General features: G+C 31.2%; 17 protein-coding genes and 1 pseudogene. 11 read left to right on the forward strand and 7 right to left on the reverse strand.

Translation table 11 applies throughout. From position 1 onward, the window contains the following. Positions 1-95: 95 nt before the first annotated feature. On the forward strand, positions 96-2,381 hold the full coding sequence (locus ERL59_RS00795; RefSeq protein ID WP_160643522.1) for a carbohydrate-binding protein: 2,286 nt from the start codon (positions 96-98) through the stop codon (positions 2,379-2,381). 75 nt (positions 2,382-2,456) lie between these two features. Here ERL59_RS00795 and ERL59_RS00800 read toward each other — a convergent pair whose 3' ends face one another. The 3 genes from ERL59_RS00800 to ERL59_RS00810 form a co-directional block, all read right to left on the reverse strand. Continuing rightward, positions 2,457-3,077 (reverse strand): response regulator transcription factor, encoded by a 621-nt coding sequence (locus ERL59_RS00800; protein WP_160643524.1) that lies wholly within the window; start codon positions 3,075-3,077, stop codon positions 2,457-2,459. A gap of 23 nt (positions 3,078-3,100) precedes the next feature. Next, entirely contained in the window at positions 3,101-4,456 is a 1,356-nt protein-coding gene (locus tag ERL59_RS00805; RefSeq protein ID WP_160643526.1) for a sensor histidine kinase, read from the reverse strand. Positions 4,457-4,550: 94 nt separating this feature from the next. After that, positions 4,551-5,783 (reverse strand): MDR family MFS transporter, encoded by a 1,233-nt coding sequence (locus ERL59_RS00810; RefSeq protein ID WP_160643528.1) that lies wholly within the window; start codon positions 5,781-5,783, stop codon positions 4,551-4,553. Positions 5,784-6,179: 396 nt separating this feature from the next. Between ERL59_RS00810 and ERL59_RS00815 the strand changes: the two genes are divergently transcribed. Together ERL59_RS00815 and arsC are read left to right on the forward strand one after the other, a co-directional pair. Next, on the forward strand, positions 6,180-6,581 hold the full coding sequence (locus ERL59_RS00815; RefSeq protein WP_160643530.1) for a gamma-glutamylcyclotransferase family protein: 402 nt from the start codon (positions 6,180-6,182) through the stop codon (positions 6,579-6,581). Between the two features lie 301 nt (positions 6,582-6,882). Continuing rightward, entirely contained in the window at positions 6,883-7,308 is a 426-nt protein-coding gene (gene arsC, locus ERL59_RS00820) for an arsenate reductase (thioredoxin) (RefSeq protein ID WP_160643532.1), read from the forward strand. Between the two features lie 97 nt (positions 7,309-7,405). Here the strand turns inward: arsC and map are convergent, their stop codons facing one another. After that, positions 7,406-8,152, reverse strand: coding sequence for a type I methionyl aminopeptidase (gene map / locus ERL59_RS00825; protein WP_160643534.1), 747 nt, complete (start codon positions 8,150-8,152; stop codon positions 7,406-7,408). A gap of 195 nt (positions 8,153-8,347) precedes the next feature. Here map and ERL59_RS00830 point away from each other — a divergent pair, with 195 nt between their 5' ends. The 3 genes from ERL59_RS00830 (at position 8,348) to trxA (ending at position 9,671) form a co-directional block, all read left to right on the forward strand. After that, a complete protein-coding gene (locus ERL59_RS00830) occupies positions 8,348-8,584 on the forward strand; it encodes a glutaredoxin family protein (protein WP_160643536.1) in 237 nt (78 codons plus the stop codon). Further along, positions 8,577-9,263, forward strand: a complete 687-nt coding sequence (locus ERL59_RS00835) for a Crp/Fnr family transcriptional regulator (RefSeq protein ID WP_160643538.1) — start codon at positions 8,577-8,579, stop codon at positions 9,261-9,263. Before ERL59_RS00830 ends, ERL59_RS00835 begins: the two co-directional genes overlap by 8 nt. 90 nt (positions 9,264-9,353) lie before the next feature. Next, positions 9,354-9,671, forward strand: a complete 318-nt coding sequence (gene trxA, locus ERL59_RS00840; protein ID WP_160643540.1) for a thioredoxin — start codon at positions 9,354-9,356, stop codon at positions 9,669-9,671. A 91-nt stretch (positions 9,672-9,762) separates the two neighbouring features. Here the strand turns inward: trxA and ERL59_RS00845 are convergent, their stop codons facing one another. After that, complete coding sequence (locus ERL59_RS00845; protein ID WP_160643542.1) at positions 9,763-10,449, reverse strand: ArsR/SmtB family transcription factor; 687 nt, start codon at positions 10,447-10,449, stop codon at positions 9,763-9,765. Between the two features lie 65 nt (positions 10,450-10,514). Here ERL59_RS00845 and ERL59_RS00850 point away from each other — a divergent pair, with 65 nt between their 5' ends. Then, positions 10,515-10,988: a DinB family protein gene (locus ERL59_RS00850; protein WP_160643544.1), complete on the forward strand. Its 474-nt coding sequence runs from the start codon at positions 10,515-10,517 to the stop codon at positions 10,986-10,988. Between the two features lie 91 nt (positions 10,989-11,079). Here ERL59_RS00850 and ERL59_RS20945 read toward each other — a convergent pair. Beyond that, a pseudogene (locus ERL59_RS20945) lies at positions 11,080-11,202 on the reverse strand (IS110 family transposase); the annotation flags it as partial. Between the two features lie 260 nt (positions 11,203-11,462). On the opposite strand from ERL59_RS20945, the gene ERL59_RS00855 reads away from it, so the two are divergent. From ERL59_RS00855 to ERL59_RS00870, 4 genes are all read left to right on the forward strand, one after another. Further along, complete coding sequence (locus ERL59_RS00855) at positions 11,463-12,095, forward strand: hypothetical protein (protein WP_160643546.1); 633 nt, start codon at positions 11,463-11,465, stop codon at positions 12,093-12,095. Beyond that, a complete protein-coding gene (locus tag ERL59_RS00860; protein ID WP_160643549.1) occupies positions 12,086-12,880 on the forward strand; it encodes a hypothetical protein in 795 nt (264 codons plus the stop codon). Before ERL59_RS00855 ends, ERL59_RS00860 begins: the two co-directional genes overlap by 10 nt. Positions 12,881-12,944: 64 nt before the next feature. After that, positions 12,945-13,085, forward strand: coding sequence for a hypothetical protein (locus ERL59_RS00865; protein WP_160643551.1), 141 nt, complete (start codon positions 12,945-12,947; stop codon positions 13,083-13,085). A 775-nt stretch (positions 13,086-13,860) separates the two neighbouring features. Continuing rightward, on the forward strand, positions 13,861-14,148 hold the full coding sequence (locus tag ERL59_RS00870; RefSeq protein ID WP_160643553.1) for a hypothetical protein: 288 nt from the start codon (positions 13,861-13,863) through the stop codon (positions 14,146-14,148). Positions 14,149-14,280: 132 nt separating this feature from the next. Here the strand turns inward: ERL59_RS00870 and ERL59_RS00875 are convergent, their stop codons facing one another. Further along, positions 14,281-15,252, reverse strand: a complete 972-nt coding sequence (locus ERL59_RS00875; RefSeq protein WP_160643555.1) for a YheC/YheD family protein — start codon at positions 15,250-15,252, stop codon at positions 14,281-14,283. Positions 15,253-15,325: the final 73 nt, after the last annotated feature.

Raw genomic sequence — 15,325 nt, forward strand, 5'->3', positions numbered from 1 at the left:
TTGAAAACGATACCAATAAGTGTTACTATGTACTATATTTACTCTTTTAAAACGATTACATTTATCAGCTACTATGAAAAGGGGAGAGGACTAGTATGGGGAAATTTAAGGGGAGAAGTTTATATTTATTCATGACGTTATCATTAGTTTTGATGCTTACTTTTAGCAATATGAATCTCAGTTTTGCAAACGCTAACAATAATAGAGTACAAGTATGGGTGACAACCGTGGATGAGCAAAAACTATTAGAACAGCAAGCAGATGTGTTTTTTGAAACAGATACAACCTTTAATCCAATAAATATTCAAGTCGATGAAAATATAAAATATCAAGAAATGGATGGTTTTGGAGCAGCAGTTTCTGGTTCAGCTGCGTATTTAATTAATCAATTAGATTCAGCTAAACAATATGAGCTTTTAAATGATTTATTCGGAAAAGATGGTGTGAATTTCAGTTTTGTTCGCCATACGATTGGAGCTTCAGATTTTTCATTATCTTCTTATACTTATGATGATATGTCACAAGGTCAAACGGATTTAAATTTAGATCAATTTTCAATTTTCCAAGAACAGGTTAATGTAATCCCTGTGCTGCAGGACATTAAAGGGATCAATCCACAAGTGAAAATCTTAGGTACTCCTTGGAGTGCACCAGCATGGATGAAGAATAATGAGCAGCTAAACGGAGGAACATTAAACCCTGAATATTACCAAGTTTATGCTGAATACTTAGCCAAATATGTACAGAGTTATGAGAATGAAGGTTTACCAATTTACGCGATAACAGTACAAAATGAACCGCATCATGAAACAAGTGGTTATCCAAGCATGTATATGAGTGCTCAAGAGCAAATCCATTTTATTAAAAATAATTTAGGTCCAACATTTGAAGCACAAAATTTGGAGACAAAAATATTAAGCTGGGATCACAACTGGAATGAATATGAGTATCCAATTCAAGTACTAGATGATCCAGTTGCGAAGGATTATGTAGATGGTAGTGCATTTCATTGTTATGGTGGAACGCCAGATAAGCAATCAGAAGTATACAATGCTCACCCTGACAAAGGAATTTGGTTTACGGAATGTTCTGGCGGTGAGTGGGATACTGATTTTGATGTGAATATGAAATGGAATATGTCCAATGTAGTGATTGGATCTATACGAAATTGGTCAAAATCCGTTCTGTTATGGAATCTCGCTTTAGATGAAAACTTTGGACCCATGAATGGTGGTTGTACGGATTGTCGTGGTGTCGTTACAATAGATTCAAATTCAGGAGAAGTCACCAAAAATGTTGAGTATTATGTACTAGGTCATGTTAGTAAATTTGTAGAACCAGGTGCTGTAAGAATAGAATCTAATTATGACGAAAGAATAGAGACAGTAGCTTTTAAAAATCCCGATGGATCAAAAGTTTTACTTGCACATAATAATTCAGATAATGAACAAACATTTAAAGTAAAGGCTGGAAGTAAAGGTTTTGAATATACGCTTCCTGTTGGTGCTGTAGCGACATTTGTTTGGGAAGGTAGTTACGATGTCAGCAAGATCAATGCCTTTGATAAAATTGAAGCAGAAGATTTTAATGCAATGAGAGGAATTGAAACTGAAACAAATGGCAATGTTGTAAATGTGGGTTGGACGGATCATGAAGATTTCATTATGTTTGAAAATGTGGACTTTGGTAATGGAGCCATAAGTGTTGATACAAGAGTAGCTTCTGCATCTGCAGGTGGAATATTAGAATTAAGAATTGGGAGTTTAACTGGAACGTTAATTAGCGAAGTCAATGTCAATAATACAGGTGGTTGGCAATCGTATGAGCTAGTTAATGGGGATCTATCTACTGCAATCGGAATCAATGATTTATATGTTATATTCAAAGGTGGAAATGGAATTGCAAATATTGATTGGATTCAGTTTCAACCATTCACTCAGCAAAATTTAATCAATGACAGTGGATTTGAAACAGGTGATTTATTCAACTGGAATGAGTGGCACCCAGACAATCAGCAGTTAGCCCATAGTATAGATAATGACGATCCATTAAACGGAAATTATAAATTAGTTCATTGGTCACCTGCAGATTATCAACAATTAACGAGTCAAATTTTAAATGTACCGAATGGCACCTATAAAGCATCGGTTTGGGTCAAATCAGGTGGAGGTCAAAACGAACTTCATTTATTTGCTAAAGGATATGGTGGGGAAGAGTTGCAAGCCGTTATTGGTTCTGAACCTGTAGGAACTTGGACTCAATATCTTATTGAAGACATTCAAGTAATTAATGGGGAAATCGAAATTGGAATTTGGTCAAATTCCCCAGGAAATAATTGGGCAGTATTTGATGATGTTGAGTTGATTCAGGAGTACAGATAGTGATTTAAAATTAAAAATAACTCCCTTCTTAACATACTAAGAAGGGAGTTTTTGGATGACATTTGGTTGCGCACATTATAATCCCTTTCTTTTCACTTTTTTTACGGCTTCCTTACTGCTTTTTACACCTAGTTTTTTTAAAATTTTATTCACTTGATTCTTTAATGTACTCTCTGATTTATATAATTTTTTTCCTATTTCCGTTTGTGTCATGCCTTTTTCTATATGTTGAAACACTTCTTTTTCTGCAGGTGTTAGTTTTTGAAGTTGTTCTTCTCTTTTTAAACGATGGAATTCTAGTTTGAATACTTCCATTGGATGTGAATGAGAAAAGGCAAAACGTATGACATGTGGGAGTTGTTCAAAGTCTGGTTTTGCTACATAATTAATTGCCCCTGCTGTAAATGCTTTTTTTATAATTTCCTCGTCATTTAATGAAGTGAGCATGATGATTTTAGCATCTGGATTTGACTCAGAGATCTCAACAGCTGTATAAATCCCGTCTAATTGATTTTTAGTTAAGTTAATATCTAATAAAACAATGTCAAATTCAGTATTAGTTACAAGCTGCAAAGCTTCATAATGTGATGTTGCTTTACCAGTCACTTGAAAATCTTTTTCATGGTTTAAAAATTCTGAGATCATTTGCAGCCAATCTATATCGTCCTCAACTAATAATATTTTAATTTTATTCATATCCAAAAACTCCATTCTCATTTTCAAACGATCATCTTATCTGGAAACATCAGCTTAACTTCTGTCCCCATATTTTCTTCACTTTGTAGTTCAATTGAACCACCACACTGCTGCATGACATTATAACAGTATGATAAACCTAGCCCATAATTATGTCTTTTATTTTTTGTAGTGAAGAACGGATCTAATACATATTTTAAATTTTCACTAGAAATGCCCTTACCGTTATCCTTTATAGAGACAACAATGTGTTTTCTGGTCTTGTAGCTGACTACAGTTAATGCCCCGCCTATAGGCATGGATTCTATGGCATTTTTCAAAATATTGTTAAATACTTCTTTGATATGTGTTCGATCACAAAAAAAATGGATACTTTTGATGAGTGATACATTTATTTTGATCTCTTTTTTTTCTAAATCCGACTTTAAATTCTCTAAACACTCTACGATTAATTCTTCCATAGAATTCTCTGTTTCTTTAAATTGTATGTCCTTCATTTGATCTTGGATGCGGTCAACCATTTCCTGCATATGATTTGATGCTCTATTAATGATGTTAAAATAAGTATCGATATCTTGGTTGGTTTCTTTTAATGATTTTTTTAAGTTTCTCGTAGTTAATGTGATTTTTCCTATTTCATTTTTTAACGTATGATTTAAAATAGCTGTACCGGAACTTACAGATTTTATAGTTGTATTTAAGTGATCTTTCTCAATGCTCACTTTCATACCTAGCACTCCATAACGGAAACTGAAAAAAAGAGCAGTGACTAATGAAAATATAATAAAAACACTAACATATGGAAAAAAATAAAAATTAGGATCATACACTCTCATGATGTTTATAAAGAAAAGAATTGACAATATTGTAGGTACTATGATGATAAAAGTGATGAATTTATTTTTGCTCTTTAATGGATGATTTTCATTTATAAATGTGAAGGTTAATAAAAAACATGAAATGATATAATAAGGTGCAACCCAGTACAATAACAATAATTGATTTAGCTTCAGTATAGGGAAGTCTGAAATCGTAAATAACGTCATTACAACGGGAAGTAAAAGAACAACCTTAAAAATAGAACGCCACTTTTTATTAAAAACTTCAGAGTAAACAATTGAAAAAATAAGTACGCCATATGGTGTTAATGTTTGATTAATAAAATCTAAAATATATTGAAAAACATTCAGGAAAATATAAAGGTTAGATGAATTACCTATTACGAGTGAGGGAAAAACCAAAGATCTTATCGTATCTGCTAGGCCACCTAAACTGGCAAATAACAAAAAGGCTGATGCCCAACGATTAGACTCATTCTTTGGGTTGATGATGACTAAAAATAAAGCAATGATAAATAATACAATAAAATAAAAAAACATTCAAATCACCCTTGGTTCATGAGTAATATACTTAGATTTATCATAACATGTTTTAGGTGAAAAAAAGAAAAGATCGGGTATCCCCGATCAAATTTTACAATGAATAATTTAAATTTCGCTTTGTTTTTTTCATGAGCATATTTACATATAAAAATAGAGGAAACCCAACAGCACTAATTAAGGCCAAGATACCAAATACAATTTCTGGTGACTCATAACCAAATGCTCCTAATAATACTCCACCTATTAAAGGTCCTACTGAGCTACCAAGTGAGCTGAATCCCATCGCTCCAAAATATGTTCCCTTCATAGAAGGATCAGCAATTTGATCAACAAACAGGTCTAACATCGTAAACATCATTACTTCACCAATCGTAAAGATGATCATTGATAATCCGATCAAATAGATAGACTCAAATAGTCCTACTCCAAACAATCCGATAGAAGTTGTCAGTGCGCCTAACATGATTGAAATAAGCGGTGAGAACTTTTTACCTATACGAGTAACTGGATATTGGACAACCAGCACTGTAATCGCATTTAAAACAATGAGAGAAGTATATAAGGCTACTCCATTTTCAAAATAAGTAGCATTTTTAAAAAATTGTGGCATGGTGGATCCAAATTGAGAATAACCCATAACTCCAAATATGAAGGCAATAACTGCCACTAGAAAGACTAGGTCTTGTCGTAATGTTTTTAAAGCTTTCATCATTGTTACTTTTTCTTTTCTTTCTATTTCTACTTTTTTATTTAAGTCTCTATGTTTTGGTAAAATATATAATAAGGAGATTGCATACAAGAAATATACGATCGCAGTGATGACAAAGGGTATGGTGGATTTAGAGCTTCCTATTAACAATCCTACTAGTGGTCCCAATGCTGCACCAACGTTAATCGCAGCATATCTTAAATTAAAAACAAGCAGTTTATTTTTCTGTTTTGTCACATCAGACAATAATGCCCTTGAGGATGGTTCAAAAAAGGAACTGCATAATCCATTAAGTGCGTTTAATATAAAAAACATAAATACATGTGTGGCTAAAGCAAAACCTAAAAATACAAAGGCCCATACTAAAATGGAGATGAGCATTACATTTTCTCGTCCGTATCGATCCGATAAATTTCCGCCTATGAAACTACCAGGAATTCTTGTAAATGCACTAACTCCTATGATTAGTCCTATCATTACAGGGCTTATACCATGAACCTCCGATAAATAAATAGCAAGAAAAGGCATGGTCATAAAGGTAGCTGCACGAGTAAAAAGAGTTCCAAATATAATACTTTTACTTACTGGGTTAATTGATTTAAATCTTTCTATCATGTAGTCGCCTTCTTCCGTTTTTAGATATTGAGAAATTATACATGAATCCGATCATTTAATCAAACAAATGTTCTTATAAACTAGTTAGATAATATTCTTGTTTATATTCTAACAACAAATGTTTCACTAGATAAAACTTAGTTTCATTTAGTGGATTGTTTATATTATACTGGATGTTAACAAATAAAACCACACTTTTTTAATGTAGTCATTATTTTTTGATAATTTCTCTGTTTACAATGCTTATAATAAAATTTTATCTAATGTATGTCGTTATAACATCGGCTCATAGATTTAACTAATCCTACAACTTTAGACTGAGTTAAAAAGTACATAACTGATGGATAAACTATATTTTTTTCAATTGGGAATTAATTTTTAGGAGGAGAATTTTAAATGAAACCAATTTTTGTGTATGGTTCATTAATGAAAAAAGCTATGTATGGTGCATACGAACATTTTTTAAAAGGAAATACGGAAAAAGAGGTAAGTGGGACAATAAAAGGAAAGATGTATGTGGTTACTGAATACCCTGCTGTCATTGAAGGGCAAAATGAAATTGTAGGAGAGTTAATGTATATAAATCCTCAAAAGTATTGGGCAGTATTAAAAAGTTTGGATATTTTTGAAGAGTATGTAGAAAGTAGACCTGATATAAGTTTATATTTACGAAAATCTAAAATAGTGAATACAGAACGAAATGAAAAAGTAGAAGCGTGGGTATATATTTGGAATCATAGTGTTGAAGATTTAATAAGAGTTGAAGATGGGGACTGGATTAAATATACAAGTCTTTAATAACCATCTCTTTACATTAAATAAAAAGAACCTTCTATAGTTGTATGTTGCCAAAAAATTTAATCGGTATTATAATCATGTACGAATAAATGAGATGATATAAATGAAAATATTTCTTACGATTGCCACAGGTATAATCTTGAAACAAGCATTACAAAGTTTATGTCTTCAATCACCATCAAAAATATAGATCATTAACAAATAGATGAAATTACTCACACAAGTGAGAGTGTTTTACATTCTGATAACATTTATAATTTAAAATAAAATATCATACAGAAAAAACTAAAGGAGTATAACAATGGCTGAAAAAAAGTTAGTATATTTTTTATGTACAGGCAATTCATGCAGATCTCAGATGGCAGATGGGTTTTTAAAAGCACTTGGAAGTGAAAAGTATGAGGTGAAAAGTGCTGGTTTGGAAGCACACGGATTAAATCCACGTGCTGTTCAAGTAATGAAAGATGCAGGCGTTGACATTAGCAGCAATAGTTCGGATGTCATTGATCCTGATATATTAAATAGAGCAGATTATGTCATCACATTGTGCGGACATGCAGATGAACATTGCCCTGTCATTTCAAGCAAAGATGTGATCAAATGGCACTGGGGATTTGATGATCCAGCAAAAGCAACCGGAACAGAAGAAGAAATTATGAATCAATTTAAAGAAGTAAGAGATGCGATTAAAAATAGAATCGCATCATTTGTGGAAACAGGCAAATAAAAATTGTAATCATATAAAATAGAGGAAATGATGTGAATATTGATCCAGAATAGGAACATCCTCCTCTATTTTTAAGAATTACAATATAGTGAGAATCTTATAATTCCGTTAAAATGAATGGACCATTTTTTGTTATCGCTAAGGTATGTTCATATTGTGTGGATAAGGAGCCGTCTGTTGTTCGGGCCGTCCATCCATCATCATCTAATTTACAATATGGATCCCCTATATTTAACATCGGTTCAATAGTTATAACCATGCCTTCCTCTAGATAGGCTCCTTGACCAGAGGGACCATAGTGTGGAATAAATGGATCTTCATGCATTTTTCTACCAATTCCATGTCCCGCAAATTCTTTCACAACACTATAGTTTTTTGATTCTGAAAATGTTTGAATAGCGTGAGATATGTCCCCAACACGATTTCCTACTTGAGATTGTTCAATACCTATATGAAGTGCTTCTAATGTTGTATCTAACAATTTTTGTGCATCTTCTGAAATATTGCCCACTGAATAACTCCAGGCTGAATCCGCTAACCATCCATTTAAATTAACAACAAAATCAATCGTTACAATATCTCCTTCTTTAAGAGGTGTTTCATTAGGAAATCCATGACAAATGACATCATTTACTGAACCACAAGTAGCATATGGATAACCTTGAAAACCTTTTTGCTCTGGTGTGGCTCCGTGATCATGCAAATATTTTTCAACAAAAGCATCTATTTCTAAGGTTGAAATACCAGGTTTAATTAATTTACTAACTTGTTGATGGCACTCCGCTAATAAGATCCCTGACTCCCTCATCAATAATATTTCATTTTTGTTCTTTAATCGAATCATCTTCAAAACTCCTTATCAAATTTTGGTTTTTGCATGAAGTTTGATTATATTATGAAAGGTTTGAATGAGATGTTCCATCATTGTGAAATACTTAACTTATTTAAATGGTTATCTATTTTATATTTAAATTAGAACTTATTTTTGAGATAAATATAAAATATGGTATGTTTAATAAATATAGGGGTGGTGTTAAAGATGAATATAACGATTTACATCAGTGATCATTGCATTGCCTGTGAAGAAGTGATCGACTTTTTTAATAAAAGGAAAATAAAATATGAGTTGATTAACGTAACACACGACCAAGACAGATTTGATGAAGTGCTCCGATTAGGGGGAATTGCCACACCTTTTATTCTATGGGATGAAAAAGTTATATACACGTTTGACCCGAATAAGTTTGAAACCATTTTGGAGGGAAAAGATGGATAAGTTATCGTATTTATCTCAAATAAGTGTATTTGATGAATTACCGAGGGAAGACTTGATGGAGCTTGATAAAATGGCTCCGATGTCCACCATTAAAAAAAATACAATTATACAAACACCTGAGAAATATCGTGAAGGTATGTATTTTATTAAGGAAGGTAAATTAAGGCTCTATAAAATTAATACTGAAGGGAAACAGTTTACTCTAGGTATTTTAGGTAAAGGAAATGTATTTGGAGAAATTGATTCTTTTTCTTTTGGTACAAAGGATGTTTTTATAGAAACAATAGAGGATACATTATTATGTTCTTTAAGTAAAACTCATTTCGAACAATTTATTGAGAAACATCCAAAATTGGCTTTAAGATTTTTAAGAGCTTTAAGTGATCGTTTAAGAGATCGAGATGCAATGCTGGAAAAACTCGCTTTTGGAGATATTCGTACTCGTATTTTACATTTATTGATTAAACTTTCAGAACAGTTTGGCATCAAAGATGGAGATTATTATAAAATTGATTTGCCTTTAACTCATCAAGAGTTAGCAAACATGATTGGGGCAACAAGAGAATCCGTCAGTGTATTATTAAAAGATTTAGTGAATGAAGAAATCATACGTACAGGAAGGAAATCTATTCATCTTAAAATGGAATTAGCAAAAGAACATTTAGAATTAAGTGGATAGTTCATTTATGTAAAGTATCTTACAGAATTTAATTGAAATACTCAATATAATATCAATATAAAATAAATTCACTTTAAAGGAGTGAGAGAAGTGGGAGCAGTCGTTTTAAATAAAGAAAACTTTGATCAAACCATTTCACAGGGAGTTACTTTAGTTGATTTTTGGGCTCCTTGGTGTGGTCCTTGTAAAATTCAATTACCTATAGTAGAACAATTAGCTGAAGAGCTCGAAGGGAAAGTAACTATAGGTAAAGTGAATGTGGATGAAAATTCTGAATTAGCTGCGTTATATTCAGTACAAAGCATCCCTACATTGTTAGTTTTCCAAAATGGTGAGGTCGTTGATAAAATGATCGGGTTACAGAGTAAGGATGTTTTAACTGAAAAACTTACTCAATCCATTGGTTAATATGAATAGAAATGAAGAGATTGTTGTATAAGTTATTATTTACACTTATAAAATAGCTCTTCATTTTTTTTTGAAACTAGATTTATTATAATTAAAATTCCAAATCTAAAGTTTCTTTTAACTTGATTGTTCCTTCTTTAGTAAGACGGACAGATCGATTAGTTGTTGATTTGACTATCCAATTTTGTTCTATGAAATGAGTGGCAATGGCTGCTCCTAACCATCCTGATATATGGTATCTTCTCTCGCTCCAATCTAAACAGGGCTTTGCAAAAACTCTACGACTTTTACCCACATTATGAATCATAATTCCTAGGTTTTTAAACCATTTTTCTCCTTCTGTTGTAACTTCATATTGATCATTTTTTAGAATGATTAAACTTTGATTTAACAGTGCTTCAGTGATACTCACTCCTAATTCACCAGCAAGATGATCATAACAGGTTCGAGCTGAACGTATTTGTTTTAAATGATCAGATTGCTTTAATGAACGGACTTGAACTGGAGGTGCTATGGCTCCTAACTTTTCAATAATCTCAGCAACTTGTTCATTTGCTAATTTATAATAGCGATGTCTTCCAAATTGTTCAACTTTTAATAGATTTCCTTCCACTAGTTTAGATAGATGAGAACTTATTGTAGGATGTGATACCTTTGCCTTATAAGCTAATTCACCTGCTGGAAGTGCTTGTCCTCCCATTAATGACTCTAAAATGATCGCTCTAGTTGGTTCTGAAATAAGTTTAGCAATATATGAGATATTCGGATATGCATTCATATTTCGATGATACCCTAAATAATGATGCGTTACAATACGATTATAAAAGAAAGGGAGGAAATTAGATGAATACGATTGATCTTGCAGTCATGAATTTACTAGAAACAAGAAGACGTTCTATCAAATTGTGGAATGCTCTTCCAAATGAATGGATAGATTGGAAACCAGATTATAAAGCCATGTCTTTTGGTGAAATGATCCGCCATGTTTGGGGTGGTAGTTATGGGTATCATATGATATTAAAAAATAATGGATCATTAAAAGAAGAACTGTCTAGACCTTATGATCAAGAACCAATTGTTTCTGTTCAAAAAGAAGTTGAGTTATCAATACCATATTTTGATGATTTTATTGACTATGTAAAGTCACTATCAACTGAAGAACTATCCACTAGAGTAATTGATCGTAGTGATGTAAATTATAAGCGATATTTAGGGGATATGCTCTTAAGGATAGCTTATCATGATTCAGTTCATGCTGGTCAATTTTTGCAATATTTAAGAATGTTAGGTTTAGAAAGACCATTAATATGGGACTGATGTTTTTTTAATATGCGCTCTTTCTAATTTGTTTACATTTATATAATTGTGTACGTTGTTTTTCAATTTCTTGATTCATTTCTTCAAACTCAAATACACCTTTATATTCATAGAAAATCTGATCTAAAATAGTATGAAATTGCAACTTGGTTTGTACATAGGTTCCTGTTAGGGAATCATGTTGTCTACTCAGATTACGAAGGTTTAGTGTTTGAATACTTTTCTTTTTGAAATAACACCTTCATGTGTAAAAAATAAGGGGAATGAATGGCAATTGTCAAATGATTTTATTGAACCAATCGAAGTAGGAAATCTCTCGGTTAGGTTGGGAGTTATAAGTATTAATGGAATTATTTGATGACTTACTGAAATGTTTAAATAGTGTTATTATAATTACGTTAAACGCGCGTTAATGAAAGTTTTTACAACTAAAATGTCCTTTTTTTATGAAAAAATATTTGAGGAGGGAATATTGTGAGTAATTTAAAGAAAATATTACTAGCATTAATGTTAGTATTAGGAACTGTATCTGTAACAACTATATTAAGTCAACCAGAACTAATTGATGCTAAGTCAGAAAAAAATGTATATCATTTCAATTCCAAATTAAATGAAAATATTATGAAAAAGCTCCCTGATTATGCAGTAAACTCTGCCAAGGAGAAGTTTAATACTGATAAACTAAATAAAGATAACACTATGATTCAAATGACATTAAAACTTACAGATGGTGAAAATGAAGAGTATAACGGAAATGCAAATGGGGCATTTAAGATTGATAAAAGAGCTTATGGTTTTAAATTTTCTGGTCCAGTAAAAGGAGTTACAAATCCTGAGACAAACCAAACATACTATTATGGTCATTTAACAGGAGAAGTACAAGGTGTAAATGTTAAAAAGAATGAGCCAACATATGATGAAATAGATGGTCAGAACGGAGGATTTATTGTTGTCTTTAATGCAGAAAATCCTGAAACTGAATTTTATATAGCCTCAACTGTAGGTATTGAAGAGAATGGTGGAACAACAATTTATGGTGACTTTGACGTTCATATGAAATGGGAAGAAGCAGTAAAAGCTTCAGGAGGTGTAATAAATTGGAACTAAAAAAAATAACATTAGTTTTAGTGATTGCATTTTTAACAATTAGCCTGAATTTCCCAACAGAAACATTTGCTTCACCATCAGGGACGTATTGGTATAAGGGTGCAGCTAATAATAAGGATTATTCTACTAATGGTAGTAATTATAGTTCATCAAGTCACGAAACATCTACTATGACAGTAAATGCATGGATGAGTAGCTCAACTGCTGAAGCTCGTGTTAATGTAAGAGGCTTTGCTCGTTATGAAAGTATTCAACGTATAACTGGTCAAAGTCAAGTGAAAGTTGACTATATTAAAGCAGGTTTAGCTGATGCAGATTCAAGAAGTACAATGTGGATCGATGGCCGTTCCCCAAGTGAAAGTAATAGCGCATGTATTCCTGAAGCTGTATATGATTTAGCAGCATTCACTTATTTAGCTGATGTAGTTAAAGTAATAACAAATGGGGTTTGTAGTTCAACAGAATATTTTTCAGCTGGTGAACCTTCTGGATATGATAATAAAGGAATAAAATTCTATGATACTTTTGGATTGCCTTTATCAGTTGGCGCAGACAATAGTTATGACGCATGGCACGTTGAAACTTATGCTAACGATCGTGCAGAGAGCGGCTATACTACAGGAGTTAATGCATGGTTTAAATTTTCTATTGGAGAGAGGAATTATTACAACTACACATTTAGACCTTATGTAAGTATAGGATATACAGTTAAACAAGATTTTATGTTTTCTTATCCAGTATATTCAGGTTATGCACAAGGTTACTATACAATTAATACTAACTAACATACTATAATAAGAAGAGCATGACTTCTTGATTTGTTAACAAAAATAATAAGGAGATTATAGTATGTATAAAATTTTCTTTTATCTAGTTCTGTTACTAGCCTTACCTTTTGTATTAGCTGCAGGAATTATTCCATTTTTGATTAGTTTATTTTTTGTTCTTCTTGCCATTATATTAGTTAAAATTATAACTAAAGAAAAATGAATTGAATTTAATGTTGAATAGAGATCTATTAAAAGATAGTAAAACAAATGGGGACTATTCAAAGTAGATTTTCCTACTGAAGATAGTTGTAGTTTTAAAAGAAAATCAATTGTAAAAAAGATTGATTAAAACTCATGAATTAGAAAGTGATATTCATGAGTTTTTTAACTTTTATATTCTACAATAGGGTGATATTGTTGAAGGTGATATTTGAAATAAAAGTAAAGGACAACCCTAGTAAGAGTAATACCTATTATAGAAAATGATCCATCTTTTTTATAAAAACCATGTAGTTAATATCCATTCCAGAATCCATTTTGATCAATCTTTCTTTCAAAATGGATTCTTTTTGTTTGCCATAGAATACGGGTCTGAATGAAATTTTAGATCAAACTATACTGTATTTTAAACTTACACCTACCAATAAACGGGGAATGAATTCATTGCTCCTGCAAAAAAATACGCTTATACAAATTTTGAACCATAATTTAATGAACCAAGTATGCTAATATTGATTCCATTAAAAAGATCAGCAGTTTCCTCCTAAAGATTACACCCATGACAGAAGCATAAAAAAACCTTTAAGGAATAATTCCTTCTATTCGATCATGTATTATTGATCAGCAGCAATATGGTATCATCAACCTCTAATTCTTTAAGTTTTTTTTAATTATGTAAATAATTACAAAATAGTAAATGAGATGGTATAATAAAAAAATATAAGGTTAAAATTTGAGAATGAATCAATTCTCATTAGAAAAAGGTGAGCAATATTATGGATAAAACTAGGAGGTCACTTCAAAATTTTTTTTATGAAAGAGAATGGAAAAATTGTGAGTTTAAAGTTTTACATAATGATAAACATCATTATATTAATATGGACTCCTTAATAGACTTAATAGTTGACCATACACATCCAGAAATGCAGCAAAAGGTATATGAAACAATGATTGATATTGAAGAAAAGGAAGGAAATATGTATGCCTTTTTGAAGCATTTATATAAAATTTATTTAATTTCACATTATCATGGGAAATCAAATCAATATTATATCGTTTTTTAGTAGTTTTTTAATTAAGTTCTTATAGGAAATTATATATTTTATCTGAGGAGTCACCTATCATTACTTGGATTAATGAATGATGACTTCTCTTTAGTTTTGTTAAAACGGATTTAAATTGTATTTTCTTTATAGTTATAAGTTATTAAATCTTTTTTTAGAATATTTTCTCTTTTTTAATCGTTTAAATTCTTTACCAATACTAGGCTTTAACTTTTTAGGTTTATGATTAGAACTATGCTCTACCTTAATGGTTCTATTGCTTTTACTTTTATTAATACTCCTTTTTCTCCGTTTGCCTATTGTATTCTTTTCTTGTTCTGAAGAATAATCTCTACCATAAGCTTTTCTATGCTCCAATATTTTATTAAAGAAGGTTTTATTTTTTAAAAGTGAAAATGGGATTATATCAGGTTTTGTATTTACTTCTAAAATCCAAGGGTGAAGCTTTTGGTCCAGTGCAATGTCTATACCGTTTTCTTTTATGTTGGGAAAAGTAATATTCATTTGTTTTGCTATTTCTATTCCAAGGTTGTTTAGTTTGTTTATTAAGGCTTCTTTTTCATTTTCATTTGCACAAGAATGATCTAATAGTTCATGAATATCACAAACCTTACCCCCACCACTAATATTTGTTACTATTTTTTTAGGATGAGATAATCTACCAAGAAATCCAGTTACTTCCCATTTCAAATGCTGATTTTGTTGTACCATGACTCTTATATCTGCATATCGGTCATTATATTTGATCAAATCGATGCCTTTTTGTACGATATGCAACCTTTTTGATTTTTTAATATGTTCATCTAGGTCTTTATATAATGTTGTATATTCATAGTAAAATTTTATATTAAGATCATTTTGAATTTCATAGATTGTTTTTTCATTTTGAGTGCTTTTTTGAATTTTCATTACACCTTTCCCGGAAGAGCCTCTACTTGGTTTAACATATACTACAATATGTTTTTCCAGCATCTCATTTAAACTCTCATAACTTACTTTTTCTGTATGGGGAATATATTTTTTTAAGTTTAGGTTATTTATCAATACTAATGTTTTTTTCCATTTGCATGAAACGTATTTTTTATTGTTTTGTTTTAAATCCATTATTAGAATGACATCTCCTTTATTTTGTAGATAAATTATTTAGACTTTAAAAAAAATCCATATAGTGAATTTT

The sequence above is a fragment of the Chengkuizengella marina genome (genome assembly GCF_009910845.1).
Lineage (GTDB): Bacteria > Bacillota > Bacilli > Paenibacillales > KCTC-33759 > Chengkuizengella > Chengkuizengella marina.

Coding starts and splice junctions, on each gene's coding strand:
- ERL59_RS00795 (WP_160643522.1), top strand. CDS start 96: ATGGGGAAATTTAAGGGGAGAAGTTTATATTTATTCATGACGTTATCA.
- ERL59_RS00800 (WP_160643524.1), bottom strand. CDS start 3,077: ATGAATAAAATTAAAATATTATTAGTTGAGGACGATATAGATTGGCTG.
- ERL59_RS00805 (WP_160643526.1), bottom strand. CDS start 4,456: ATGTTTTTTTATTTTATTGTATTATTTATCATTGCTTTATTTTTAGTC.
- ERL59_RS00810 (WP_160643528.1), bottom strand. CDS start 5,783: ATGATAGAAAGATTTAAATCAATTAACCCAGTAAGTAAAAGTATTATA.
- ERL59_RS00815 (WP_160643530.1), top strand. CDS start 6,180: ATGAAACCAATTTTTGTGTATGGTTCATTAATGAAAAAAGCTATGTAT.
- arsC (WP_160643532.1), top strand. CDS start 6,883: ATGGCTGAAAAAAAGTTAGTATATTTTTTATGTACAGGCAATTCATGC.
- map (WP_160643534.1), bottom strand. CDS start 8,152: ATGATTCGATTAAAGAACAAAAATGAAATATTATTGATGAGGGAGTCA.
- ERL59_RS00830 (WP_160643536.1), top strand. CDS start 8,348: ATGAATATAACGATTTACATCAGTGATCATTGCATTGCCTGTGAAGAA.
- ERL59_RS00835 (WP_160643538.1), top strand. CDS start 8,577: ATGGATAAGTTATCGTATTTATCTCAAATAAGTGTATTTGATGAATTA.
- ERL59_RS00845 (WP_160643542.1), bottom strand. CDS start 10,449: ATGAATGCATATCCGAATATCTCATATATTGCTAAACTTATTTCAGAA.
- ERL59_RS00850 (WP_160643544.1), top strand. CDS start 10,515: ATGAATACGATTGATCTTGCAGTCATGAATTTACTAGAAACAAGAAGA.
- ERL59_RS00865 (WP_160643551.1), top strand. CDS start 12,945: ATGTATAAAATTTTCTTTTATCTAGTTCTGTTACTAGCCTTACCTTTT.
- ERL59_RS00870 (WP_160643553.1), top strand. CDS start 13,861: ATGGATAAAACTAGGAGGTCACTTCAAAATTTTTTTTATGAAAGAGAA.
- ERL59_RS00875 (WP_160643555.1), bottom strand. CDS start 15,252: ATGGATTTAAAACAAAACAATAAAAAATACGTTTCATGCAAATGGAAA.